The organism is uncultured Bradyrhizobium sp. (assembly GCF_936943645.1).
Taxonomy (GTDB): Bacteria; Pseudomonadota; Alphaproteobacteria; order Rhizobiales; family Xanthobacteraceae; genus Bradyrhizobium.
Genome location: NZ_CAKZJO010000050.1, coordinates 75,675 through 100,021, shown reverse-complemented (window position 1 = coordinate 100,021; position 24,347 = coordinate 75,675). Strand labels below are relative to the sequence as shown.

Annotated in this window: 27 protein-coding genes; 12 read left to right on the top strand and 15 right to left on the bottom strand. The window is 64.9% G+C overall.

Annotation, left to right across the window (positions count from 1 at the left end):
* The first annotated feature begins 122 nt into the window (after positions 1-122).
* The 4 genes from grxD to Q0743_RS09410 are packed head-to-tail and all read left to right on the top strand — an operon-like array spanning position 123 to position 3,592.
* Complete coding sequence (grxD, locus tag Q0743_RS09425) at positions 123-449, top strand: Grx4 family monothiol glutaredoxin (protein ID WP_174718880.1); 327 nt, start codon at positions 123-125, stop codon at positions 447-449.
* Positions 450-453: 4 nt separating this feature from the next.
* Complete coding sequence (locus Q0743_RS09420; protein WP_298241260.1) at positions 454-1,005, top strand: O-acetyl-ADP-ribose deacetylase; 552 nt, start codon at positions 454-456, stop codon at positions 1,003-1,005.
* 45 nt (positions 1,006-1,050) lie between these two features.
* Complete coding sequence (locus Q0743_RS09415) at positions 1,051-2,337, top strand: serine hydrolase (RefSeq protein WP_298241259.1); 1,287 nt, start codon at positions 1,051-1,053, stop codon at positions 2,335-2,337.
* A gap of 1 nt (position 2,338) precedes the next feature.
* Positions 2,339-3,592, top strand: coding sequence for a serine hydrolase (locus Q0743_RS09410; protein WP_298241258.1), 1,254 nt, complete (start codon positions 2,339-2,341; stop codon positions 3,590-3,592).
* Here the strand turns inward: Q0743_RS09410 and Q0743_RS09405 are convergent, their stop codons facing one another.
* From Q0743_RS09405 to murI, 8 genes are all read right to left on the bottom strand, one after another.
* Entirely contained in the window at positions 3,593-4,660 is a 1,068-nt protein-coding gene (locus Q0743_RS09405; protein WP_298241257.1) for a threonine aldolase family protein, read from the bottom strand.
* Positions 4,661-4,697: 37 nt separating this feature from the next.
* Positions 4,698-4,982, bottom strand: a complete 285-nt coding sequence (locus tag Q0743_RS09400) for a type II toxin-antitoxin system RelE/ParE family toxin (protein WP_298241256.1) — start codon at positions 4,980-4,982, stop codon at positions 4,698-4,700.
* Positions 4,979-5,206 carry a hypothetical protein gene (locus Q0743_RS09395; RefSeq protein WP_298241255.1) on the bottom strand — a complete coding sequence of 76 codons (228 nt, stop codon included), beginning with the start codon at positions 5,204-5,206 and terminating at the stop codon, positions 4,979-4,981. Before Q0743_RS09395 ends, Q0743_RS09400 begins: the two co-directional genes overlap by 4 nt.
* 115 nt (positions 5,207-5,321) lie before the next feature.
* Positions 5,322-5,939 (bottom strand): 30S ribosomal protein S4, encoded by a 618-nt coding sequence (rpsD, locus tag Q0743_RS09390; RefSeq protein ID WP_014494148.1) that lies wholly within the window; start codon positions 5,937-5,939, stop codon positions 5,322-5,324.
* Positions 5,940-6,138: 199 nt separating this feature from the next.
* A complete protein-coding gene (locus Q0743_RS09385) occupies positions 6,139-6,906 on the bottom strand; it encodes an acyltransferase (RefSeq protein WP_298241254.1) in 768 nt (255 codons plus the stop codon).
* A gap of 101 nt (positions 6,907-7,007) precedes the next feature.
* The gene (locus Q0743_RS09380) at positions 7,008-7,406 is read right to left on the bottom strand and encodes a cupin domain-containing protein (RefSeq protein WP_298241253.1); all 399 of its coding nucleotides are present in this window, start codon (positions 7,404-7,406) and stop codon (positions 7,008-7,010) included.
* 67 nt (positions 7,407-7,473) lie between these two features.
* Entirely contained in the window at positions 7,474-8,247 is a 774-nt protein-coding gene (locus tag Q0743_RS09375) for an aldolase/citrate lyase family protein (protein WP_298241252.1), read from the bottom strand.
* Positions 8,248-8,308: 61 nt separating this feature from the next.
* Complete coding sequence (murI, locus tag Q0743_RS09370) at positions 8,309-9,106, bottom strand: glutamate racemase (protein WP_298241251.1); 798 nt, start codon at positions 9,104-9,106, stop codon at positions 8,309-8,311.
* A gap of 211 nt (positions 9,107-9,317) precedes the next feature.
* Between murI and Q0743_RS09365 the strand changes: the two genes are divergently transcribed.
* Positions 9,318-9,959, top strand: a complete 642-nt coding sequence (locus Q0743_RS09365; RefSeq protein WP_298241250.1) for a glutathione S-transferase family protein — start codon at positions 9,318-9,320, stop codon at positions 9,957-9,959.
* Positions 9,960-9,966: 7 nt separating this feature from the next.
* On the opposite strand, the gene Q0743_RS09360 is transcribed toward Q0743_RS09365, so the two are convergent.
* Together Q0743_RS09360 and Q0743_RS09355 are read right to left on the bottom strand one after the other, a co-directional pair.
* The gene (locus tag Q0743_RS09360) at positions 9,967-10,773 is read right to left on the bottom strand and encodes a Crp/Fnr family transcriptional regulator (RefSeq protein ID WP_298241249.1); all 807 of its coding nucleotides are present in this window, start codon (positions 10,771-10,773) and stop codon (positions 9,967-9,969) included.
* Between the two features lie 259 nt (positions 10,774-11,032).
* Positions 11,033-12,115, bottom strand: a complete 1,083-nt coding sequence (locus tag Q0743_RS09355; RefSeq protein WP_298241248.1) for a preprotein translocase subunit SecD — start codon at positions 12,113-12,115, stop codon at positions 11,033-11,035.
* Between the two features lie 250 nt (positions 12,116-12,365).
* On the opposite strand from Q0743_RS09355, the gene Q0743_RS09350 reads away from it, so the two are divergent.
* Positions 12,366-14,273 (top strand): acyl-CoA synthetase, encoded by a 1,908-nt coding sequence (locus Q0743_RS09350; protein WP_298241247.1) that lies wholly within the window; start codon positions 12,366-12,368, stop codon positions 14,271-14,273.
* Positions 14,274-14,438: 165 nt separating this feature from the next.
* On the opposite strand, the gene Q0743_RS09345 is transcribed toward Q0743_RS09350, so the two are convergent.
* The gene (locus Q0743_RS09345) at positions 14,439-15,608 is read right to left on the bottom strand and encodes a M20 aminoacylase family protein (protein ID WP_298241246.1); all 1,170 of its coding nucleotides are present in this window, start codon (positions 15,606-15,608) and stop codon (positions 14,439-14,441) included.
* Between the two features lie 144 nt (positions 15,609-15,752).
* Between Q0743_RS09345 and Q0743_RS09340 the strand changes: the two genes are divergently transcribed.
* Positions 15,753-16,247 (top strand): hypothetical protein, encoded by a 495-nt coding sequence (locus Q0743_RS09340; RefSeq protein WP_298241245.1) that lies wholly within the window; start codon positions 15,753-15,755, stop codon positions 16,245-16,247.
* A gap of 60 nt (positions 16,248-16,307) precedes the next feature.
* Here the strand turns inward: Q0743_RS09340 and purB are convergent, their stop codons facing one another.
* The gene (gene purB / locus Q0743_RS09335) at positions 16,308-17,615 is read right to left on the bottom strand and encodes an adenylosuccinate lyase (RefSeq protein WP_298241244.1); all 1,308 of its coding nucleotides are present in this window, start codon (positions 17,613-17,615) and stop codon (positions 16,308-16,310) included.
* Between the two features lie 563 nt (positions 17,616-18,178).
* Between purB and Q0743_RS09330 the strand changes: the two genes are divergently transcribed.
* Complete coding sequence (locus Q0743_RS09330) at positions 18,179-18,766, top strand: TetR family transcriptional regulator (protein WP_298241243.1); 588 nt, start codon at positions 18,179-18,181, stop codon at positions 18,764-18,766.
* 32 nt (positions 18,767-18,798) lie between these two features.
* On the opposite strand, the gene Q0743_RS09325 is transcribed toward Q0743_RS09330, so the two are convergent.
* The 3 genes from Q0743_RS09325 to Q0743_RS09315 form a co-directional block, all read right to left on the bottom strand.
* Positions 18,799-19,095 (bottom strand): hypothetical protein, encoded by a 297-nt coding sequence (locus Q0743_RS09325; protein WP_298241242.1) that lies wholly within the window; start codon positions 19,093-19,095, stop codon positions 18,799-18,801.
* Between the two features lie 112 nt (positions 19,096-19,207).
* Entirely contained in the window at positions 19,208-19,858 is a 651-nt protein-coding gene (locus Q0743_RS09320; RefSeq protein WP_298241241.1) for a response regulator transcription factor, read from the bottom strand.
* 7 nt (positions 19,859-19,865) lie between these two features.
* Positions 19,866-21,236: a histidine kinase gene (locus tag Q0743_RS09315; RefSeq protein ID WP_298241240.1), complete on the bottom strand. Its 1,371-nt coding sequence runs from the start codon at positions 21,234-21,236 to the stop codon at positions 19,866-19,868.
* A gap of 199 nt (positions 21,237-21,435) precedes the next feature.
* Between Q0743_RS09315 and Q0743_RS09310 the strand changes: the two genes are divergently transcribed.
* From Q0743_RS09310 to Q0743_RS09295, 4 genes are all read left to right on the top strand, one after another.
* Positions 21,436-22,203 (top strand): MotA/TolQ/ExbB proton channel family protein, encoded by a 768-nt coding sequence (locus Q0743_RS09310; protein ID WP_298241239.1) that lies wholly within the window; start codon positions 21,436-21,438, stop codon positions 22,201-22,203.
* The gene (locus Q0743_RS09305; RefSeq protein WP_298241238.1) at positions 22,200-22,886 is read left to right on the top strand and encodes a hypothetical protein; all 687 of its coding nucleotides are present in this window, start codon (positions 22,200-22,202) and stop codon (positions 22,884-22,886) included. The genes Q0743_RS09310 and Q0743_RS09305 overlap by 4 nt, the downstream gene beginning before the upstream one ends.
* Positions 22,879-23,484, top strand: a complete 606-nt coding sequence (locus Q0743_RS09300; RefSeq protein ID WP_298241237.1) for a hypothetical protein — start codon at positions 22,879-22,881, stop codon at positions 23,482-23,484. The genes Q0743_RS09305 and Q0743_RS09300 overlap by 8 nt, the downstream gene beginning before the upstream one ends.
* A 116-nt stretch (positions 23,485-23,600) precedes the next feature.
* On the top strand, positions 23,601-24,341 hold the full coding sequence (locus Q0743_RS09295) for a metallophosphoesterase family protein (protein WP_298241236.1): 741 nt from the start codon (positions 23,601-23,603) through the stop codon (positions 24,339-24,341).
* The last annotated feature ends 6 nt before the right edge of the window (positions 24,342-24,347 follow it).

The following is a 24,347-nucleotide window of genomic DNA, read 5'->3' as shown; positions in this document are numbered from 1 at the left end:
TCGCCGCCATTTTACTTTGGATGCACAACGGTTTGGGCTACATATATGGGCAGGTATCGGGTTAGATCGGCTGAGCCGGCCCGAGATGATTGGTGAGGGCTCCGCCCCGGAAGGACATCGAGATGAGCATTGAGGAATTCATCGCCAACGAAGTGAAGTCGAACGACGTGGTGCTTTTCATGAAGGGCACGCCGCAATTTCCGCAGTGCGGGTTCTCCGGCCAGGTCGTCCAGATCCTCGATCATATCGGCGTCGGTTATAAGGGCCTCAACGTCCTCGAATCCGCCGAACTGCGCAACGGCATCAAGACCTTCTCCAACTGGCCGACCATTCCGCAGCTCTATGTGAAGGGCGAGTTCGTGGGCGGTTGCGACATCGTCCGCGAGATGTTCCAGGCCGGCGAACTGCAGCAGCTCTTCTCCGACAAGGGCGTCGTCGTCGCGGCCTGATGACGTGACCGTGCTGACGCGCCGGATGGGCGGCGCCGAGCTCGAGGTCATCGTCGCCGATATCACCACGCTGAGCGTTGACGCCATCGTCAACGCCGCCAACACGTCGCTCCTTGGCGGGGGCGGCGTGGACGGCGCGATCCATCGGGCCGCCGGCCCCGATCTGGTTGCCGAATGCCGCTTGCTCCATGGCTGCAAGACGGGCGACGCCAAGATCACCAAAGGCTACCGGCTCAAGGCCGCCCATGTGATCCACACCGTCGGACCGGTCTGGAACGGTGGCACGTTGGGCGAGGACGATCTGCTCGCCTCCTGCTATCGCCGTTCGATGGAGCTGTGCGGGGAGCACAAGCTGACTTCCGTGGCTTTCCCCGCGATTTCGACCGGCATTTTCCGTTTCCCCGCCGGCCGGGCCGCCGACATCGCCATGCGCACGACGATCGAAGGCCTCTCTGCCGCGCCGACCGTTACGCGCGTGGTGTTCTGCTGCTTCGCCGAGCCGAGTGCCAAGCTGCATGCCGAGGCGATGGAGCGATACAGCGGCCCTTGTGCCTGATCACGCGGCCGGTACACTCGCCGGACCATGTTCCGGGGAGGGGATATGATTTTTCATTTTAGACTGCGCTCATTGATGTGGGGTGCATTGCTATCGCTCAGTGCGATGTCGCTGGCGCGGGCGGAAGGCACCTACGAGATTCCGGCCGGCGCGCATTTCAACCAGAACAAGCTCGCCAAAGTGAGCGAGTTCTTCAAGAACGAGGTCGCGACCGGCAAGATCGCCGGCGCAACCATCCTGATCCAGCAGCACGGCAAGCCGGTCTATCACGAAGCCTTCGGCGTGCAGGACGTTGTCAGCAAGGCGCCGATCACGGACAAGACCATCTTCCGCCTGTTCTCGATGAGCAAGGCGATCACCTCGGTGGTCGCAATGCAATTGATCGAAGACGGCAAGATCAAGCTCGATGATCCCGTCTCGAAATACATCCCGTCTTTCGCCAATGTGAAGGTCGGCGTCGAGAAGAAGGCCGAGGACGGCACCAAATCGCTCGAGCTGGTGCCGCCCAACCGGCCGATGACGGTGCACGACCTGATGACGCACACCTCGGGCATCACCTATGGCTTCTACGGCGACAGCCTGGTCCGCAAGGCTTATCGCGAGGCCAACATCTACGCCGGCGATTTCGACCTCGCCGAGTTTGCAGAGCGCATCGCCAAGCTGCCGCTGCACAACCAGCCGGGCGCGCTCTGGCAATACGGTCATTCCACCGACGTCCTGGCGCGCGTGATGGAGATCGCGGCCGGCAAGCCGCTGATCGACATCATGCGCGAGAAGCTGCTTGATCCGCTCGGCATGGTCGATACCGGCTTCTTCGTCACCGCCCCCGAAAAACAGAAGCTGCTTGCACAGCCGGTGCCGAACGATGCGGACTTCCGCGTCGGTCGCATCAACGATCCTACCGTGGTCAAGAAGATCCAGTTCGCCAGCGGCGGCATGGTGACGACCATGGCGGATTACCAGCGCTTCGCGCAGATGCTGCTCAATGGCGGCAGCCTCGACGGCAAGACCGTTCTCAAGCCCGAGACGTTCAAGCTGATGACGACCGACCAGATCGGACCGGGCTCGGGCGTCGACCGCGACTATTTCTACTTTCCCGGCGACGGTTTTGGCTTCGGTCTCGGCCTTGCCGTCCGCACCGATCCGGGCAATGCAAAACCGCCGCCGCCCGGCGATCTCGGCGAGCTGAAATGGGACGGCGCTTCCGGCTGCTATTTCGTGATCGATCCCAAGCAGGACATGTTCTTCGTCCTGCTGGAGCAGACCCCGACCGAGCGCCAGCGCGTGCAGCGGACGCTGAAGCTGCTGGTCTATGAAGCCATGGAGAAGTGACATGAGCGGGCGCCGCGCGCTCATCGTGGTGCTCGTTCTTCTGCTCGGAGTGGCCGGCGCGAAGGCCGGCTCCGAAGCCCGCAGTGCCCGTACGCTCTCGGCCGAAGGGCTGGCGAAGGTTGCCGACTACATCAACAACGAGGTTGCGACCGGGAGGATCCCCGGGGCCATCCTGCTGCTGCAGCAGCACGGCAAGCTGGTCTATTATGCGAATTTCGGCGTCCGCGACGTCGCCACCGGGAAGCCGATGAGCGCGGACACGATCTTCCGGCTCTATTCGATGTCGAAGCCGATCACGTCAGTCATGGCGATGATGCTGGTCGAAGACGGCAAGCTCTCGCTCGACGATCCCGTCGCAAAGTACATTCCGGCCTTTGCCGATATGAAGGTCGGCGTCGAGAGGAGGGGCGACGGAGGTAAGGTCACGCTCTCGCTGGAGCCGCCGCAGCGTCCCGTCACGATCAAGGACCTGTTGCGTCATACCGCCGGTCTGCCTTACGGCGGCAGTGGCGTGCGCGAGCTCTATGCTGCGGCCGATCTCTTCAACAGCGATCTATCCAACGCCGATTTCGTTGCGAAGCTCGCAACGCTGCCGCTCGCCGAGCAGCCGGGCACTGAGTGGGATTACGGCTTTGCCACCGACGTGCTCGGCCGCGTCGTCGAGGTGATCTCGGGAAAGACGCTGTTTCAGTTCGAGAAGGAAAGGCTGCTCGATCCGCTCGGTATGAACGAGACGGCGTTCTTCGTCGCCGATCCCGCCAGGTTTCCTGATATCGCCGAGCCGATGCCGGAGGACCGCAGCATCAGCGCGTCGACGCGGGTGCGTGACGTCAGGCGGCCCGTGAGATGGGAATCGGGCGGCGCCGGCATGGTCGGCACGGTCGGCGACTATGCCCGTTTCGCCCAGATGCTGCTGAACGGCGGCACCTATGAAGGACGCCGCTATCTCAAGCCCGAGACCGTTGCGCTGATGGCGTCGGATCATGTCGGGCCGGAAACCAGCATCGCGCGCGACCAGAATTATTATCCGGGCGCCAGTTCCGGCTTCGGCCTCGGCTTCGCCGTGCGCACGTCAGTGCCATCAGGCACGTCATGGCCGCTGGGCGAATATCGCTGGGACGGCGTCGGCGGCACCTTCTTCTTCATCGATCCCGAAGACGATCTGTTCGGGATCTTCATGGTGCAGGCGCCCTCGCAGCGCGGCCGGATTCAATTGGCGCTGAAGACGCTGATCTATCAGGCGATGGGGCGGTAGCTACGCCCCGCGCACGATCTCGCGCACGTACCCGATCGTCTCCTCGACCTGGGCCGCATTGACGTCGAGATGGGTGCAGGCGCGGATGCGGCCGTCCATCATCGCAAGCGTCACGCCGCGCTGGCGCAGCGCCGCGACCATCTTGTCGCCGGCAATGCCGGCGCCGTCGGGCTTGAAAAATACGAGATTGGTCTCGGGCTCCTGGACCTCGATGCCTGCGATCTGCGACAGCCCGCGCGCCAAGGCGCGTGCATTGGCGTGGTCGTCGGCGAGGCGCTCGACGTGATGGTCGAGCGCGTAGATGCAGGCGGCCGCGCAGATTCCAGCCTGTCGCATCGAGCCGCCGAGCCGCTGCTTCCACTGCCAGACCGCATCGATGAAGGCGCGCGAGCCCGCGAGCACGCCGCCGATCGGCGCGCCCAGACCCTTGGAGAAATCGATCCAGGCCGAGTCCCAGCCGGCGGTCATGTCGCGCGGGGAGATGCCGCTGGCCACCGTGGCGTTGAGCAGGCGCGCACCGTCCATGTGGGTGACGAGGCCGTGCTGCTTGGCGATCGCCACGATCTCGTCGAGCGCCGCCTTCTTCCAGATCGTGCCGCCGCCGATATTGGCGGTCTGCTCGACGCTGACGACCGTCTGCGGCGGCTGGTAGCGCGTGCGCGGATGCAGCGCCTTGCGGAACGTCTCCGGCGTGAACTGGCCGTCGGGGCCCTTCAGCTGCGTCACCTGGAAGCCGCCGATCGCAGCATGCGCGCCGCCTTCGCGGGCGATGATGTGTGCGGTCTCGTGCGCCAGGATCTCGTCGCCGGGGCGGCAATGCACCAGCGTCGCGGTGACATTGCACATCGTGCCCGAGGGCATGTACACCGCAGCTTCCTTGCCGAGCAGATCCGCCACGCGCTCGCACAGCGCGTTCACGGTCGGATCGTCGCCGACCTGCTCGTCACCGACCTCCGCCCGCGCCATCGCCTCGCGCATCCCAGCCGTCGGCTTGGTCTGCGTGTCCGACAGCAGATTGATGCGCACCGGCGGCGCCTTGGGATCGACGGGGGGAGGGGTGTAGAGCATCAACTTGCTCCCTGAAAGGAATGGCATTCGCTCGCGGTCAGCGAGCTCTGGGTGGACGCCGAGCGGCGTGACGAAATCGCATAATATCGATTTCTGTCGCGGTCACACGATAACCGATCAGATAGGGATAAGGGTTGACGGGCAAGCGACGGACGTATGCATGCGTAGTTGTTCGCCCTGCGTACGGGGAGGTCTCGAGCAATGCTATGAGAGCGACGATGCGGTCGCGCACGTGGCCTGCGCCTTGGGGCGAGCGCGCCTCGATGTAGGTCAGAACTTGGTCGATTTGGGCGAGCGCCCGCTTCGTATAGCGGACCTTCACAGCCCGTGCTTGGCCCACATCGCGCGGACTTCGTGGGCGCTGGCCAGCTCGCCGCGAGCGATTTCGGCTTCGGCCTCGGCGAGATCTGCCTCTTCGGCAGCTGTCAGCTGGACTGGTGGCTGATCGACCCCGGCAAGCTCAAGCAGGGTCCGCGCCAGTTCGTCCTGTTCTGAATCGGGCAGGCCGGAAACCTTGCTGAAGGCCTCCTCCAGAAGACGAGTCATGCTCAACTCCGCGATGTGCAATCATAACACAGATAGCTTGAGATTTGGGAATGGTTGGCTCAAACAAAAAGGCCCCGGAAACCGGGGCCTTTGAGCGATTGTTCTGCCGAAATGATCAGCGCGAATAGAATTCGACGACCAGATGCGGCTCCATCTGCACCGGGAACGGCACGTCGGAGAGGCCGGGGATGCGCACGTACTTCGCGGTCATCTTGCCATGGTCGACTTCGAGATAGTCTGGGGTGTCACGCTCGGGCAGCTGACTGGCTTCGAGGACGTGGGCGAGCTGCTTGGAAGCTTCCTTGACCTCGATCACGTCGCCGACCTTGAGCTGGTAGCTCGAGATGTTGACCTTGCGGCCGTTCACCTTGATGTGGCCGTGGTTGATGAACTGGCGGGCGGCGAAGATCGTGGAGACGAATTTGGCGCGGTACACGACCGCGTCGAGACGACGCTCGAGCAGGCCGATCAGGTTCTCGCCGGTGTCACCCTTGAGGCGGCTGGCTTCCACGTAGATGCCGTGGAACTGGCGCTCGGAAATGTTGGCGTAATAGCCCTTCAGCTTCTGCTTGGCGCGCAGCTGCACGCCGAAGTCGGAGAGCTTGCCCTTGCGGCGCTGGCCGTGCTGGCCGGGGCCGTACTCGCGGCGGTTCACGGGGCTTTTCGGGCGGCCCCAGATGTTCTGGCCCATACGGCGATCGATCTTGTACTTCGCCTCACTGCGCTTAGTCATCGCGTCCTCTTCGGTTGCATGGTTTGAGGAAACGCGCCCTCCTGTGTGACGGGCCAGGCCCGGCACCGACAGGTCCGATCCCCAAAGCTAGAGGGAGCCGACCACGGGTCGCGAAACGCTTCGCGGGCCGAAATCGGCCCGCGAGCAGGCGGCTTTTAGGGGAGTTTGGGGTTCTCTGTCAATGCGAATGGACCCGGAATCAGGTCCCGACGGCCCGGATCGGCTTTGGTCCCGCCGCCCGCAATTCGGCAGCGATTTCAGTGTTCAGGACCTGTTCCAGCCGGGTCAGGACCCGGGCGATCGGGGCGGCGTCGGTGACCCGGTGATCCCAGCGGATCACGACGTGGATGGTCTGGTCGCCCTCGACCACCCCGTAGCTGACGATGAAGGGGCCGGGCGTGACCGGATGGAGTTCGCCGCCGCCATAAGCGGCCACCGAGCTCACCGCGAAGCTGCCGAACCAGTTGCCGCGCTGCCGGCCGAAATTGAGGCCAATCGCCCAGGATAGGCGCCGCAGCGGCCATGGCAGGCGTGTGGCCCGCATGATCTTGCGGAACATCGGGACGTCCTCGATCGGCGCCGTCTTGCCGCGCCGGATCTCGGCATCGACCGCGGCCAGGGCCATGGTCTCGGGGGCCGCGATTCGCTGCGGCATGACGCATTCCTCGCCGTCCTCGACCCGGGCAATGGCGACCAGCGCTACGCTTTTGGGCAGCTCGTAGAGCGTCGGCCAGGGCCACTTGGCGTAGACCGTGCGCAGGACCGGCTCCTCCCTGGCGACCAGGGCGAAAGCCTTGACGAACATCGCCGCCCAGCCGGCCGGTGCGGCCGCCCCGGCACGGGCCTCCAGCAGGGGGCGGATATGGAGCGAACGGGACAGCGACACGAACGGCACGTCCATCGACGCGCGCATGAGGTCGCAGATCAGGCGGCGCGGCAGCGAAATGGTTTTTGGCGTCCCGCGCATCGCTCTTTCGGTTCCCGCGGATGAAAAATGAGGCGGCCAACGGCTGTCCCGTTCGCCATCTAGCACGAACCAACCGGCCTGGGGCCGATCGGTTCGCCGCATCAGGGGGCCGGGGAGGCCAGCGGCTTGGTCTTGTCGACGACGTAAACCCCCAGCACTTTCATGGCCTTGTCGCCATGAGCCTTGGCGTCGTGCACCACGCCAGCCGGGATCTGGTAGGAATCGCCGGCTTTCAGGGTCTTCTCGGGCTGGCCATCGACGAGGAGATTGAGCTCGCCTTCGAGCACGTAGCCGGTCTCGATACCCGGATGGGTATGGCGTCCGGCGGCACCGCCTGCCGGGACTTCTGCGATGGCGGTGATGGTATTATAGCCCTCCGGAAACTCGACCTTCTGGAGCGGGGTGCGCTTGATGCCGGGCTGCTGGGCGAAAGCGGCAAAGGCAAGTCCTGTAAAGGCAAGTCCTGCAAGGGAAAGAGCGAGCAAAGTCTTCTTGAGCATGGTTGTTTTCCTCCCGGGAACGACCCTAGCAGCGCGGCAGTTCCCGGCAAGGTGGTCGTCTGCTCGTTTAGCGCCTGATCCCGTCGAACGCGGCCATGATGCCGCGCTGGAATAGCGACCAGTCGAAGCCAAGCGCGATCGCGCGGTAGCCGCGGTCGATGAGGGCGTTGGCCTGATCGGCGGTGCGAGCGACGCCGCCGATCGGCACGCCGCTTCTGAGGATGCCGGCCTCGGCCCGTGCGACCAGCTCCAGCAGCTCCGGATCGTCCATCTGGCCGCGCTTGTTGATGGACGTCGCGAGATCGCCGGGGCCGATCACCGCGACGTCGATACCGGGTGTGGCCATGATCTCGTCGATGCGGTTGACGGCCTCGACATGCTCGATGGTGACCATGCAGATCATCTCGTCATCGGCCGAGGCCATGTAATCCGGCATCGACTGGCCCCAGCGGAACGGAGCGTGGAACGGACCCCAGAGCCGATCGCCGCGCGGCGGATAGCGCACGCTGCGCACCGCCTTCTCCGCTTCCGCACGGTTCGTGATCATCGGAAAGTTGATGCCGAAGGCACCGATGTCCATCGGGGCCTTCGCAAGCCACGGCTCGTTGGCCGCGATCCGCACCAGGGGCGTGCACGGCGTGCCCGTGGTCGCCGCGATCATCGCATGCGCTTCGGTGAGACCGATCGGTCCGTGCTCGAGATCGACGATGATCCAGTCGAGCGAGCGCGCCATGATCTGCACCATCTGCACGCTGGGGATGGTCGCGATCGCGCCGAAGGCGGGACGGCCCTCGCGCCAGAGCTGGCGGAGACGGTTGAGCGGCGCGGACGGGACTGGCATCGGAAGGCCTGCGGCTAGGGGGCGACGGCGAAACCTAGCAGCGCGCCGTCGCAGCGCAAGCTCATGCCAACGCGCGGCCGCCGAAGAACGGCGTCAGCGTGGCCGAAAGGCCGTGCACGCGGTTGGAGGTAAAGATCATCTCGGCGCCGGCCTGCGCGATGTCGCCGCTGCGCGCACCCAGCAGATCCGAGACGCGGCGGGCGATCGCCGGTGCCGGATCGATCCAGTCGACGGGCCAGGGTGCCAGCTTCTTCATCCGGTCGAGCAGCAGCGGATAATGGGTGCAGGCGAGCACGACGGTGTCGGTGCGCGCGCCGGCGTCCTCGGCATCGCCGACGAAGCAGGGAGCGAGCTCGGCAAGGATGTCGTTGTCGCTGACGGAAGCGCCGCCCAGCGCGGCTTCCGCGAGCGAGGCGAGCTCGGGCGAGCCGACCAGCGTCACCTCGCATCCTTGCGCGAAATCTCGGATCAGCGCCTTGGTGTATTCGCGCTTGACCGTGCCCTTGGTGCCGAGCACCGAGACGCGGCGGGTCCGCGACTGCGCGCAGGCCGGCTTGATCGCCGGCACGGTGCCGACGAAGGGCACGGAATAAGCGGCGCGCAGGTGAGACAGGACCAGGGTAGACGCCGTGTTGCAGGCGATGACGACGAGGTCGGGGTCATGCGTGCCGATCAGCTCCCCCATCAGCGGCACGACACGGGCGATGATCTCGTCCTCGCTGTGGTGGCCGTAAGGGAAGAAGGCATCGTCGGCGACGTAGACGAAATGGGCATCGGAGCGCGCCGCCACGACCTCGCGCAGCACCGTGAGCCCGCCAAGGCCGGAATCGAATACCAGGATCGTCGGAGAATTGGTCACACGGTCACCCTAGCCCTGCATGGTTACCATTCGGTTTTTGGGGCGGTTTTGCGGCGACGGCACCCAGAACCCGTTTGGCCCGGTTGATTTCGTGCCTGTCCCGTCATATCCGCAAAATTCCGGGGGGAGAGGGAGGCGCGGCGCGCACTTTCTTGGCGTGAGGCGATAGGATGCCTTCTGGCTGGTCCAATTTGCGCGCGCAGGAGGCGTCATGCTCACCGTCCATCATCTCGGCAGGTCGCAGTCCGAGCGCGTCGTCTGGCTCTGCGAAGAGCTTGGAATTCCTTACGAGCTGAAGCGCTATGCCCGCGATCCCGTCACCATGCTTGCGCCGCCCGACTACAAGGCGCTGCATCCGATCGGGGCGGCGCCCGTGATCACCGATGGCGATCTCGTGCTCGCCGAATCCGGCGCGGTCGTCGACTATATCGTTGCCAAATACGGCAATGGCCGGCTCGTGCTCGGCCCAAGTGATCCAGCCTTCGCGCAGTTTCTGTATTGGCTTCATTTCGCCAACGGCACCCTGCAACCCGGCATGGGGCGGATGATGATTCTAGGCCGGCTTGAGCTCGCCCAGGACAACCCGACACTGCGCGCGATGAAGGGGCGCCTCGATCGCGCTTACGACCTTCTCGACGCCAGGCTTGGCGAGGTCGAATATCTTGCGGGCAGCGCCTTCACCACCGCCGACATCATGACGGTGTTCTCGCTCACCACGATGCGTTACTTTCAGCCCTATGATGTCCAGCGCTGCCCGAACGTGGTCGAATATCTCGGCCGCATCGGCGGCCGTCCGGCCTATCGCTGCGCGATGGAGAAGGGCGATCCCGGCATGGCGTTGCTGCTGAGCTGAGCGGCGATCACGCGATCCTGTTGGTGGTGGGAGCCCGCGCTGCGTTGAGCTGCTTCTGCAGGCGATCGATGTTCTGCAGCAGGCGCTGGCTGGTCAGCACCAGGAAGTAATAGCCGAACTGCGGATCCTGGAAGTAGATCTCGAGCAGCCGGTCATAGGTGATCGTCAGCACCTGTCCGTCCTCGATGCATTCGATCGTTCCGGTGCGCCGGTTGTCCGGCGTGAGGAAACCGAGTTCTCCCATCAACGCGCCGGGCATAATCTCGACGTTGATTTCCTTGACCAGGAACTTGCCGGTGACGGTGAGGAGCATCTCCTTGGCGGGATCGCCCAGCTTGAACAGCGTGTCGCCGCGGCGATATTTGCGTTCGGTCATGAACGGCTTGAGCCACTCGATCGACATGTCGCCCTCGGCGGCATGGCGCGCCTTCTTGACCAGCTTGAGCATCTGTCGCAGGCGCAGGGCGTTGATCGGGAGCATCAGGAGATAGAGCAGGAACGTCGCGACGTTGGCGGAGAGCGCGCCGAAGATGGCAAAGAACGCGCAGCCGATCATGTTGGCGACGCGCAGCGGGACCATCGTGCGCATCAAGAGAGTGGCGACGAAGAAGACCGCCCCGACCACGGCGAACATATTGGCGAGCGTGATGTTGTGGACGAAGATCTCCAGCAGCCGGTTGAAGATCGCATCCCAGGTGACGTCGTTGGGATCGAGTCCCATCTGGACCAGGATCTTCGCGATCCTGAAATTGTCCGTGGCCGCTTCGAGAATGCGGTCGAGGATCGAGGAGATGTCTGCGCTGCCGGACGGCATGGTACTAACCCCGCGTAAGGCCTTCAGTCCTGGTCCGTATTGGTATAGCCGAAATCGAATGACGACCGCTTGAATGACGCCTTCAGCCGTCATGCCGCAAGAGGCAAATTTTAGCCTGATCGGGCGTTTCGGCAATTGCCCGTTGGTTGTGCGTATGACCTTGAAGCGCCCGTGATTCGGAACTGGCGGCACGGGCTCCGGTCTTGAATGAACCTTGCATGCCCCCGGCCAGCCTGGCGCGCGCGGTCCGATCGGCGCCTTACGGCTTGGCGGCAGGCTGCAGGACCCGCTGTTCGACGAGGTCAAGGTGACCGGGGAGCGAGCCGGCGCGGAGCAACATGGCGACGCTGCTCGCTTCCTCCAGGGTAAAGTTGCCGGAGATCTGACCCGAGCCGCCGGTGATGGGCTCGCGGATCACGGGAGCGGAAACCACCTTGTCGTCGAGCACGATGGCGAAGGGCCTTCCGACATTCTCTGCGGTAACGTGGGCGAAGCGCCGCGTGCCGCGGCCGTTGAAGCGGAACGTGGCGATCGGTTCCTTCGTGCCGTTCGCAAAGCCCGGGCCCGCATAGCTGATGTCGTCACCCTCGAGCGCGCTGTCCTTGGCCACCAGATAGGGGAGCTTGTCCTTGAAGCCGAACAGGACTTCGCTGCCCGCTGGCGGCGTGCCGGATCGCGCCTGCTCGCCCGGCATCGAAAGGTCGACGAGGCGGAAGCTCACCTTGATCTTCCGGGCAAAGATCGCAGTGGTCTGCTCGGCGTTCATTTCGCCCGGCAAGAAGATGCGGATGCGGTCGGTGCCGTCGGGCTGGACGCTGGCGAGCCTGATGCCTGAATCCTTGAGGCGTTGTTCGATCATGGCGACGGAATCTTCGACGAGATCGCGCAGCTGCGCTGCGGAAGCGGCCTCGGTCGGTGCCAGCCGGACCAGTCCGTCGCTACCATCCGTGACGGTGAGCGCATGCGACGGCAATCCCTCCGCAGCTGAGGCGAGCTTGCGCGCGAGCAGCTCGCGGGCTCTTGCGTCCGCGATCTTGAGTTCGACGCCGCCATCGCGGATCGCAAGTCCGGAGAAGGCGATCTTGTTCTCGCGCAGGGTCTTGTAGACGTCGTCGCGCAAATCCGTGATCACGCTCGCGCGCAGGCCGTCGGTATCGACCTTGTAGACGATGCGCGAGCCGCCGAGCTTTTCCATCTTGTCGCCGACGAACGCTGCGATCCTGGCCCGCATCTTGTCGAGCTGACTGTCCTCGGCGAGCGTGGCCCGGGGCAGGGCCATGACGGCTGCCATGGCGACCGTGACGATCAGCGCTCGATTGCGGCTTCGCTGGGGCCTCGTCATGATCACCTCGAGTCTTGCGGCAGGACGCTGCCAGGCGAATCCGATGCCTGTTCTTGGTCCCCGAACCGGGCGCGGAGGTTCAATGGCCTCTCGGGCGAGTTTGATCGCCACGGCCGCTGGGCCATGGACGAACGCTCGATCATCCATCATTCTGTTTCCGCTCGGCCGGCCATCGGTCGAGACCTCGCCGAACCAAAAATGTCAAAAGACAGGGCGGCCGGGATTTGCATCTGAGGGAGGACGGAATTCCATGGCGGGCATCCACGCGCTCGATCGGCTCATCGGCAACGACTATCCGGATCTGTTGACGGACGCGGAAGTCCGCGCTATCGAGCAGGTCCCTTACGCGGAGCGCATTGCGGCCGAGAGCACCTACGACGCGATCAAATTGGGTGCGGCGCGCAATCCTGATGGGGCGGCGATCCAGTTTCTGCAGAACGCCGATCCCGCCGACACGCCGCAGGTTGTCACGTACCGCGATTTCATCGCGCGCGTCACGCAGGCCGCCAACATGTTTCACGCGCTCGGCGCGGAGAAGGGCGACGTCATCAGCTTCATGCTGCCGCTGGTGCCCGATGCCTTCGTGACGCTGTTCGGCGCGGAGGCGGCAGGCATCGCCAATCCCGTCAATCCGCTGCTGGAGCCGCACCAGATCGCGGAGATCCTGGAGGCTGCGAACACCAAGATCCTGGTCGCCCTCGGCCCAATGCCCGGCACCGATATCTGGCAGAAGGTCGAGCAGATCCGCCCGCAACTGAAGCACCTCAAGGCAATCGTGCAGGTGTTCGGCGGCGGCGATCCGGACAAGGGCGTCTTCGCCTTCAATGATCTGATCAAGCAGCAGCCGTCGGATCGGCTTATCAGCGGGCGCAAGATTCTCGGCAGCGACATCGCCGCCTATTTCCATACCGGCGGCACCACCGGCACGCCGAAGCTGGTGCGGCATACTCACACCAATCAGGTTTACCAGGCCTGGGCGCTCAATCTGCTGCTGAAGTCCAAGCCCGGTTCGAACCTGCTGTTCGGCATGCCGCTGTTTCACGTCGGGGGATCGCTGACGCAGGTGCTGCTGACGCTGTCGAGCGGCGGCTCACTGGTCGTGCTGTCGCCGAGCGGCTGGCGCAATCCGAATGCGGTGAAGAACATCTGGGGACTGGTCGAGCGCTTCAAGCCCGAGGCGCTGTCGAGCGTGCCGACGGTGCTCGCCGCGACGCTGGCAGTCCCGCCGGGTAATGCCGACATCTCCAGCCTGAAATATGCCGCCGGTGGCGGCTCGGCGATCCCCGTAGCGGTCGGCTCGGCGATCCAGGACAAGCTCAAGCTGTCGGTGGTCGAAGTCTACGGCATGACCGAGACATCGAGCGTGCACACGCTCGCCTATCCGGGCCGGCCGATCCGGCTCGGCTCGGTCGGCCTGCCCATGCCCTACGCGCGCGTGCGCATCGTGCAACTCGATGCCGACGGCCGCCTGATCCGCGACTGCAAGCCTGACGAAATCGGTGTCGTCATCATGGCCGGACCCGGCGTGTTCGGCGGCTATCTCAACGACGAGCACAACAAGGGTGCCTTCGTCGACGAGGTCTGGGTCAATTCCGGCGATCTCGGCCGCCTCGATGCCGACGGCTATCTCTGGATCACCGGCCGCGCCAAGGACCTCGTGATCCGCGGCGGCCACAACATCGACCCGGCCCCGATCGAGGAGATCATGTTCCGCCACCCCGCGGTCGGCTTTGCCGCCGTGGTCGGTCAGCCCGACGCCTACGCAGGCGAACTGCCGGTTGGTTACGTGCAGTTGAAACCCGGCGCGACCGTCGAGCCGGGCGAATTGGAGACGTGGGTGCGCGAGCGTACGCCGGAGCGCGCCGCTGTTCCGGTGCAGGTCATTCCGATCGACCCGATGCCGGTGACGGGCGTCGGCAAGGTGTTCAAGCCGCAGCTGCGCTGGGACGCGGCCGAGCGTGTGTTCACCAAGGTGCTCACGCCGCTGGTCGAGCGCGGCATCGATTGCAAGGTCAAGGTCGGCGCCCATGGCAGCCACGGGTCGATCGCAACCGTTACGCTTGCCGGCCTGCCGGCGGACCAGCGCGATGCGGTTGCCGGCGAGGTGCACAAGCTGCTCGCGCCGTTCGTGATGCGGCACGAGGTGGTGCAGGCGTAGCTGCTTTTACCCGATGGTGGCCCGGATGGCCGGAAGCAGTACCCGGCAATCCAGCTGTGCGCGGGGGCGCTTTTGCTCACCCGGGCAACGAGCAGCACATTCGTCGGGTGGGCAAAGGCGCAACGCGCCGTGCCCACCCTACGAGATCTGCGCCTCACATATTGTCTACGCCGGCATCCGCGTCTCGATCATGCGCACCCAGAACGAGGCGCCGTGACCCAGGATGTTGTCGTTGAAGACGTAGGCCGGGTGGTGGCATTCGTTGCCGTCGCCCATGCCGACCAGCACCATCGCGCCGGGGCGCGCTTCCAGCATGAAGGAGAAATCCTCGGCGCCCATCATCGGGATGAACTTGTCGTTGACGCGCTCAGTGCCGACGATGTCGCGGGCGACGTCGGCGGCAAGGCCGGCCTCGCGCGCATGGTTCATGGTCACCGGATACATCCGCGTGTATTTCGTCTCGGCCGAGCCGCCATAGGCGCGGGCGACGCTGTCGGCGACTTCACCGATGCGGCGCTCGACGAGATCGCGCACTTCGGGGTCGAGCGTGCGCACGGTGCCGCCGAGCTCGGCGACCTCCGGGATGATGTTGAAGGCCGTGCCGGAATGGAATTGCGTGATCGAGATGACCGCCGACTTCAGCGGATCGACGTTGCGCGCCACGATCGATTGCAATGCATTCACGATCTGCGAGCCGATCAGCACGCTGTCGACCGATTTGTGCGGGCCGGCGCCGGCATGGCCGCCCTTGCCGTGGACCGTGATCTGGATGTTGTCGGAGGAGGCGAGCATCGCGCCGGGGGTCGTGGCGAAATGGCCTTCGGGCAGGCCGGGCATGTTGTGCATGCCGTAGACCTCCTGGATGTTCCAGCGCGTCATCAGCCCGTCCTCGACCATGGCCTTGCCGCCGCCGCCGCCTTCCTCGGCGGGCTGGAAGATCATGATCGCGGTGCCGTCGAAATTGCGCGTCTCTGCGAGATATTTGGCGGCCCCCAGCAGCATCGCGGTGTGGCCGTCATGGCCGCAGGCGTGCATCTTGCCGGGGACTTTCGAGGCGTAAGGCACGCCTGAGGTCTCCATGATCGGCAGGGCGTCCATGTCGGCGCGGAGCCCAATGGTCTTGCCGGATGCCGACTTGCGGCCGCGGATCACGCCGACCACGCCGGTGCGGCCGATGCCCGTCACCACCTCGTCGCAGCCGAACTCGCGCAGCTTGTCGGCGACGATGCCGGCGGTGCGGTGGACTTCGTAGAGCAATTCCGGGTTCTCGTGGAAGTCATGGCGCCAGGCGGCCATTTCGTCGGAGAGGGCGGCAACGCGGTTGACGATGGGCATGGGAAGGGTCCGTTTCTTCTGTGTTTGCAGGGGCGACGACGGCAAGCGTACTCCGCGCCATCGCGGTCCGCAAATGGTCGCCGGGCTTTCGCGGTGACGTTCGGCGACTATAAGATGAGGCCGCAATAGGGGACGGGGCAAGCCATGAAGTTTGGACGCAATAGTCTGGTGCTGGCGGCCTGCCTCGCGCTCATGGCCAGCCCGGCCCTTGCCTGCGATATCGGCTCCGCAACGGCCGCGATCGCATCGGTCAGCCAGAAGATCCAGGCGGGTCAGATCAAACGGATCGACCTTCTGAAAATCTCCGATCGCCTGCTCGCCAGCATTCCGATTTCGCCCGAGCACTTTGCGAGCTATTCGAGCGAACGCAAGACGCTGGTCATGAACCCGCGCGATGCGACTGAATTGGCGGCAGCGGTCAATGCGCTGACGCCGGCACGGTTGTCCTACCAGCCCGATCTGCGTTGGCAGCTGGTCTTCCTCGATGAGGCCGGCAACAAGCTGCACACTTTCTTCTTCAGCAAACGCTACGTCCAGGGGCGCGGCCGCGCGGGCTATGTCGACGGCAACATGTGCGCCTTCAGCACTGCCGCCATCGGCAGCCCTGCGCTGGTGAAATGGCTGCAGAAGCGGCTATAGACCGCCATCGCACGTACCCCGGCAGCCGCATGCGCGGCTCCCGGGCGACGCAAGCGGTGCTCAGCTCTCCCCGAACACGCGCTTGAAGATCGTGTCGACGTGCTTGAGGTGATAGCCGAGGTCGAACAGCTCCTCGAGCTCGGCATCGCTGAGATATTTCCTCACTTCCGCGTCCTTCTTCAGGAGCTGGAGGAAGTCGCCTTCGCCCCGCCAGACCGGCATCGCGTTGCGCTGCACGAGCTTGTAGGAATCCTCGCGGCTCGCGCCCTTCTGCGTCAGCGCCAGCAGAACGCGCTGCGAGTGCACGAGGCCACCGAGGCGGTCGAGGTTCTTCTGCATGTTGGCGGGATAGACCAGGAGCTTGTCGATCAGGCCGGCGAGGCGCACCAGCGCGAAGTCGAGCGTCACGGTCGCGTCCGGGCCCATCATGCGCTCGGCCGAGGAGTGCGAGATGTCGCGCTCGTGCCAAAGCACGACGTTCTCCAGCGCCGGCGTGACATAGGCGCGCACCATGCGGGAGAGACCGGTGAGGTTCTCCGACAGCACCGGGTTGCGCTTGTGCGGCATGGCGGAGGAGCCCTTCTGCCCCTCGGAGAAGAACTCTTCGGCCTCCAGCACCTCGGTGCGCTGCATGTGGCGGATCTCTACGGCGATGCGCTCGACCGAGGAGGCGATCACGCCGAGCGTCGAGAAATACATCGCATGGCGGTCGCGCGGGATCACCTGGGTCGAGATCGGCTCGGGAACGAGGCCCATGGCCTTCGCCACGTGCTCTTCGACGCGCGGATCGATCTGCGCGAAGGTGCCGACGGCGCCGGAGATCGCGCAGGTCGCGACCTCCTTCCGCGCCGCGATCAGGCGCTCCTTGGCGCGCGTGAACTCGGCATAGGCATAAGCGAGCTTGAGGCCGAAGGTGACGGGCTCGGCATGGATGCCGTGGCTGCGGCCGATGGTCGGCGTCATCTTGTGCTCGAAGGCGCGCTTCTTCAGGGCGGCCAGCACCTTGTCGAGGTCGGCAAGCAGAAGATCGGCCGCGCGGGTGAGCTGGACGTTGAGGCAGGTGTCGAGCACGTCGGAGGAGGTCATGCCCTGATGCACGAAGCGCGCCTCGGGGCCGACGATCTCGGCGAGGTGGGTGAGGAAGGCGATGACGTCGTGCTTGGTCTCGCGCTCGATCTCGTCAATGCGGGCGACGTCGAAAGTGGCGTCCTTGGCCTTGGCCCAGACCGTCTTGGCGGCCTCCTTGGGGATGGTCCCGAGCTCGGCAAGGGCGTCCGCCGCATGCGCCTCGATCTCGAACCAGATCTTGAACCGGGTCTGCGGCTCCCAGATCGAGGCCATTTCCGGGCGGGTATAGCGGGGGATCATCTGACGGCTCCAGGAAGGTGGGCGGGCGGTCCGAAAGGGGAAGCGCCGGCCAAAATGCTTTTTACGCCGTGATTTAACAGAGCAGGCAGGGCGAAACAAACGGTCTGGGCCCCGGGAGAGTGGGATCGCCGAGCTATCCACCGGCCGGCTGGCAAGGGGGCATAGACTTGGCCGCAAATATTAACTGTCAATCACGGATCATTGACTGACAGATATTGAAATCTGTCATCGAGATGTGTATACTTGTCTCTGGATGCTCCGATTGGGCGTCCCGCGACAAGCCCCGGGGAGCCCGACATCAGAGCCAAGCTCGGTTCGAAGGGCGGATTGAAGAACGGGGACCCGCGGACGAATGGAGACTTAAGACGATGACGACCGAAATCCTCAATTTTACCGGCGTGATTGGGCATTGGCTCAATTTGCTGGTGGCGCGCCAGATCGCGGCGCAGGCTGCAAAACTGCCTCATTAAGGCATAGGCTTTCCGAACCGACCGGCTACGGGCGCTTCGGAAGCAGCCCTACTGCCGGAGTAACTGAGCCCTGAACGGGAACATGGTGCTGGCATGAATGAAGCCGTTGTCTTGACGCCGGAGCGGATCCTCGAAGTCACCGAGGACGTGCTCAGGCGCTTTGGGCTTGCCAAGGCCACCGTGGTCGACGTGGCCCGTGCGCTCGATGTGAGCCACGGCAGCGTCTACCGCCATTTCCCGAGCAAGGCCTCGCTGCGCGAGGCCGTTGCCAAACGCTGGCTTGATCGCATCGATGCGCCACTCCTGGCGATCGCCAGGGAGCAGGGCCCGGCGGCCGACAGGCTCGACCGCTGGCTGCGCACGCTGTTCGCCGCCAAGCGTTCGCGCGTGCTTGACGATCCCGAAATGTTCGAAACCTATCTGACACTGGCACGCGAAGCCTGTGCGGCCGTGAAGTGCCACAAGGACACCATGATCGACCAGATCGCGGCGATCCTGGCCGACGGCGTCAAGCAGGGCGAGTTCAGTGTCGCCGACGCCAAGGTGACGGCGCGTGCGATTTTCGATGCCACCAGCCGTTTCCATCATCCGGCCCATGCCGACGAGTGGAAGGACGCCGATCTGCCGGCGCGCGTCGATGCGACCCTGGCGCTGGTGCTGCGCGGATTGAAAGTCTGCTAGGCCGCCGACGCCGTTCGATACGCCGAGCCCGATCAACCTCTCGCTTTGTGAAGCAGGGCGCCGTCGCCGAGCGACGGCGAAGGCTTTCGTGCGCGGAAAGCGCCGTCTGATGACGGGACGACCGGCGGACTCTCCGGATAGGCATTGATCGCGATCTCGACGTCGTCCTTCGACCGCTTTCGAAGACGCTCGAAGGCCAGCTCCTGACCGAGCATGGGGCAGCGGAAATGGACGATCGCGGTATCCGGCAGGCGGCAGAGCTCGTCGATGAGCTCGCCGACGGTGATGATCGAGGGGGCGACGACTGCCTTGTGATGACCCTTACTCATGACCCTGTACTCCTTCGCTCTGCTGCTAACCGGTACGGAATAGGCTCTGTTCCAATTCACGCGGCAGATTGAGAAATTTCAGGTCATTCGAAGCAATGCAGCAAGCCTGCTGCTAAATCCTCGTCAGCCCGCAGGTTGCGGCGAGCCGTACCAGCTGCGCATCGGTGCGGGCGCCGGTCTTGGTCTTGATCAGATAGTGATAGTTCTGCACCGTCTTCACACTGAGATTGAGGTGCGCCGCGATCTGCTCGGTGGTGGCGCCACCGGCGAACTGGCGCAGGATCTCGATTTCGCGTTCGCCCAGTTGATCCAGCACTGAACCCGCCGACAGACTGTCCTCGGCCAGAATATGCGCGATGTCGTCGCTCATGGCGCGCTCGCCGCGGGCGACGGCGCGGATGGCGCCGACCACGGCGGACGGCTCGCTGCTCTTGGTGACGAAGCCGCTGGCGCCGGCGCTGAACGCCGATTTCACCAGCACGGCCTCGTTGTGCATGGTGAAAACCAGGATGCGCGCCCGCGGGCTGCGCGCGCGGATGTTGCGGATCGCCTCAAGCCCGCTCGCGCCCGGCATCGAGATATCGAGCACGACGACGTCAGGGTCATGCGTCTTGAAGGCGCCGTAGGCGTCCGCGGCATTGTCGGCTTCCGCGACGACATGGAGATCGCCCTGGCTTTCCAGCACGCGCCGGTAGCCTTGCCGGACGATCGGATGGTCGTCGACCAGCAGCACGGAGATGCCTGTTGCCGCCACTTCGCTCATGCCGGCCTCATGCGGCCAGCGGGATGGTGGCGGCGACGCTGAGGCCGCCGCGGGCGGGCAGGATCGACAGCGAACCGCCGGCCGCCGTAACGCGCTCGCGGATGCCGGTGAGGCCGAAGCCGGCCGATCGCGAGACGCGCTCCGCATCGCCGCCGCCGTCGTCCTCGACGCGGATCAGCAGGGCGTCGTCCTCCCCGGCTCGCCGTTCGATCCGCAAGGAGATCTCGCGCGCTGCACTGTGACGCAGTGCGTTGGTCAGGCATTCCTGTGCCACGCGATAGGCAGTGGTGGCCGCGGGCCCGCGCACATCGGTCAGGTCGCCCCTGAGATCGAGCTGGATGGTCGGCCGTGCCGCGCTCTGCGAGCGCCAGCTGTCGACGAGATTGACGAGGCTGGCCTCGAGGCCGAGCTCCTCGGGCAGGGGGTTGCGCAGCCGCTTCAGCGCATCGCGCAGCGAGGCCATCAGGTGATGGGTGGCCTGCGAGATCATGCGGGCATCCTGTGCGATGCCATCGTTCTTGCTGTCTTTAGCGCTTGCGGTCTCGATGGTGTTGGCGAAGGCAAGGATTGCGGACAGGTTTTGTCCGAACTCGTCGTGCAGCTCGCGGGCGAGGGCGCGGCGCTCGTCGTCGCGGATTTCGATCAGGCGCCGTGTCAGCGCCGCGCGCTGCTCGGTGGCCTCCTCCAGCCGGCCGCCGAGCTCGCCGACGGCGTTGCCGATCATCGCCAGCTCCATGGAGCGGAACCTTGGCAGCTTGCTGCGATACTGGCCGCGCGCCATGCGCTGCAAGGCGGTCACGATCGCCTGCGCCGGTGCCAGCGCGTGCGCGATCGCCAGCGAAGCCAGCAGCGCAATTGCCGCCGCCATCAACAGCGCGACGTCGATCACGTTGAGGATGTACTCCCAGGCCAGCGAGATCGCGGCCGCGGCGTCCGGCGTCGCCACCACCGTTCCGGCCGAGGCGGCGCGGGGGCTGACCGGCCGCACCACTTCGGCGTGGCTGCCGAGAAAGATCGGCACGATCGATGCGAACCAGCGCGGCGGGGTCTTGCCCAGCCCCTCGCTCTGGCCGCAGAGCGGCTTCTCAAATGCGATGGCCGGCTGGAACTCGACGCAGACGCCAGGCGAAATTAGCTTCATCGTCTCCAGCGTGCGCCATTCCGGAACCGGCAGGAGCTGCTCGCGCGTCCTGCTGCTGCGCAGCAAGAATTCATGCCAGTACAAGGCCTGAAGCGCCTGTGCGACCCGCTGCGCGGAGGCCGCAGTCGCCCGGTCGACGCTGCGATAGGCGTCGAACGTGGCCCATACGGTCGCAGCTCCCAGGCACAGAGCCACGATGAGCAGCAGACGGGCGACAAGCTGAAGCACGAGGCGCATGCGATCACCCTCAACGTTTGATAGGCTCAGCCTAACAACGCCGCCGCGCCTTGCCAATTGCAGGGTGTGGCAGGATTGCAGCTCGGGCAAATTTCCCAAGCCGGATTGGGCATGGGTCTTTGGACCGGGCGCGATGGCTTTGATCTAATTGGGCTGGAATCTTGATAGGCTGAACGTTGCGAGCGAGGAGCGGTGCAGCATGAGTTCGATTACGATTGGACCGATCGCGCCTGTAACGACCGACCCATCCGAGCGCAGTGCGCTGCTGTTCTGGATGATCTTCACCGGGCTCTCGATCTTCGCCGTCGTGCTGCTGTGGCGGTTCGGCCTGATCCACCTGATGCTGACCTCGGACCGCACCTACATCTCCAGCGTCATCGCGGTGCTCTACATCCTCACCTGCGGCCACTGCTTCCTGCGCACGCGGGCGATCGCGCGGGAGGGGGCGGCGGCGCGGCGTTGCCGCGAGGCCCTCGCGGCGCCTGACGGCGGCCAGGTGCTCGATGCGCGTGCGACGGCGCTGCCGCGCGGGCTGGTGCGCGATCACATCGAGAGCCTGGTGACCAAGGCTGCCGCGCAGGATTATCGCCCCGTCGACCAGACCCTGCTGCTGCGCACGCTCGCCGATCGCCTGCGCGGCTCCAACGGGTTTGGCGCCTTCGTTTCGGACACGCTGATGAAGCTCGGGCTGCTCGGCACCATCATCGGCTTCATCATCATGCTGGCGCCGATCGCGGGGCTGGATGCGGCCGACAAGGTGGCGATGCGCTCCTCGATGGGGCTGATGAGCGACGGCATGGCGGTTGCCATGTACACCACGCTGGCGGGGCTCGTCGGCTCGATCCTGGTCCGCATCCAGTACTACATGCTGGATGCCGCGACCCAGCGGGTGTTCTCGGATGCGGTGGTGCTGACCGAGACCTATGTGACGCCGGTGCTTGAGCGCAAAGGTGCCGGGACGCCATGATGGATGATTTCGGTCTCTATCCGCGCGAGGAGCCGTTCGATCCGCTGGGTGTGATGCTGTTCAAGGCGCTCCAGGTGATCGCGTTCCTGTTCTTCCTGGCGCTGCTCGCGGTCTCTCCGGACGCCAAGGAAGGCAAGATCGACTCCAAGGCCGAGTTCATCATCACGCTGGACTGGCCGGACAACCACCCCGACGATCTCGACCTCTTCGTACAGGATCCCGCCGGCAACATCGCCTGGTATCGTCACCGCGAAGCCGGCTTCCTCACGCTCGACCGCGATGATCGCGGCGGAGCCAACGACTTCATCATGGTCGCCGGCAAGAAGATCGCCTCGCCCATCCGCGAGGAGATCGTCACGCTGCGCGGCATCGTCCCCGGCGAATACACGGTGAACGTCTCGCATTTCGTCGCCACGACCGGGGAGCCGGTGACGGCAAATGTGAAGGTGCAGAAGCTCAATCCGACCGCGCAGGTGGTCTTCGACAACAAGTTCACGCTCGACCATACCGGCGACGAGAAGACCGCCGTGCGATTCCGGCTCGATGGCGAGGGCAAGGTCATCGACGTAAGCCAGCGGCCGAAATCGCTGCTCGAGACGTTCCGCAGCAGCTGGCGCAACGGCGCCGATCTCGACCCGAGGACCGGCGTGAGCAAGAACCCCGTGAGGATCCGCCGTGATTAACCTGCAGACGGTCATCCTCACGCTGTCGGTGGCCTACGCCGTGATCGGCGCGCTGCTGCTGGTCGTGCTGGTCTATGCGCGGCTGCACTGGTCGCTGAAGGCGGTCGCGGTGGTCGTGACCAGCGCCTTCTATGTCGTCAGCTTCACCGAAATGCGCGGGCTGCTCGGATGGGCCAGTTCCGACCGGCTGCCGACCAGCTTCAAGCTGCTGAAGTCGCGCATCGTCGAGCCGCATTCGCTTCAGGGCGATCCCGGCTCGATCTATCTGTGGGTCGAGCAGCTCGACGAGGACAATCGCCCGAGCGGTATCCCGCGGGCGTTCCGCGTGCCCTACAATGATGCCCTTGCCGACAAGACCCATGCCGCGGAGAACGAGATCGCTCTCGGCCATCCGCAAGGCGGCCGCGCAGCGGATTTCGGCGGTGGCGATGGCAGCCTCATCGACATGGTCCGGGAATACGTGACGCCCAAGACCATTCTGGAGACCACCGGCGGCGATTCCTCGACCGGCGAGTTCTTGGCCCCACCAGCCGGCGCGCAAGGCGCCGTCTTCACGCCGATACCGCCGCCCCGGATGCCGCCGAAAGACGAGCAATAGGCCCTTCACCATGGTGCCGCCGGGCGCTGGTCAACCGCCCGGTGCTGGCGCATCCTGTTGACATCCCTCAATTTGGCCTTATCGGCCTTCAATAAGAATTGGAGGGTGGAGGGTGCGTGCTTCTCGCTGTCTTTTCAGATATCCACGGCAACCGGCAAGCCTTCGAGGCCTGCCTGAAGGTGGCCCGTGCGAAGGGCGCGGAGCGGTTTGTCCTGCTCGGTGATTTCGTCGGTTATGGCGCCGATCCCGAATGGGTGGTGGATACCGCGATGGAGCTCGTCGCCCAGGGGGCAATTGCCGTGCGCGGCAATCACGATCAGGCGGTCAATTCATCGGCGGAGACGATGAACGCGGAGGCCCAGGTCGCGATCGAATGGACGCGTGGCCGCCTCGACACCTCGCAGCGCCGGTTCCTGAGCGATTTGCCGATGCTGGTCGAGGACAGCGATCGCCTGTTCGTGCATTCGGAAGCCTCGAGTCCCCAGCGCTGGCACTATGTCCGCTCGACGGTGGACGCTGCCAAGAGCCTGATCGCGACGCCCGCCCATGTCACGTTCTGCGGTCATATCCATCGTCCCGCGCTCTATTCGATGTCGGTGACGGCGAAGATGACGAGCTTCACACCGAAGACCGACGTCCCCGTGCAACTGTTGCGCGGACGGCAATGGCTCGCGGTCATGGGCTCGGTCGGCCAGCCTCGCGACGGCGATCCGTCGGCGGCTTTCGTGTTGTTCGATACCGAGTCGTGCCAGATTACCTATTGCCGCGCGCCCTATGACATCGCGACCGCGGCGGGTAGGATCCGCGACAACGGCCTGCCGCATTGGCTCGCAGACCGGCTGTCGCAGGGGCGCTAGGGGCCG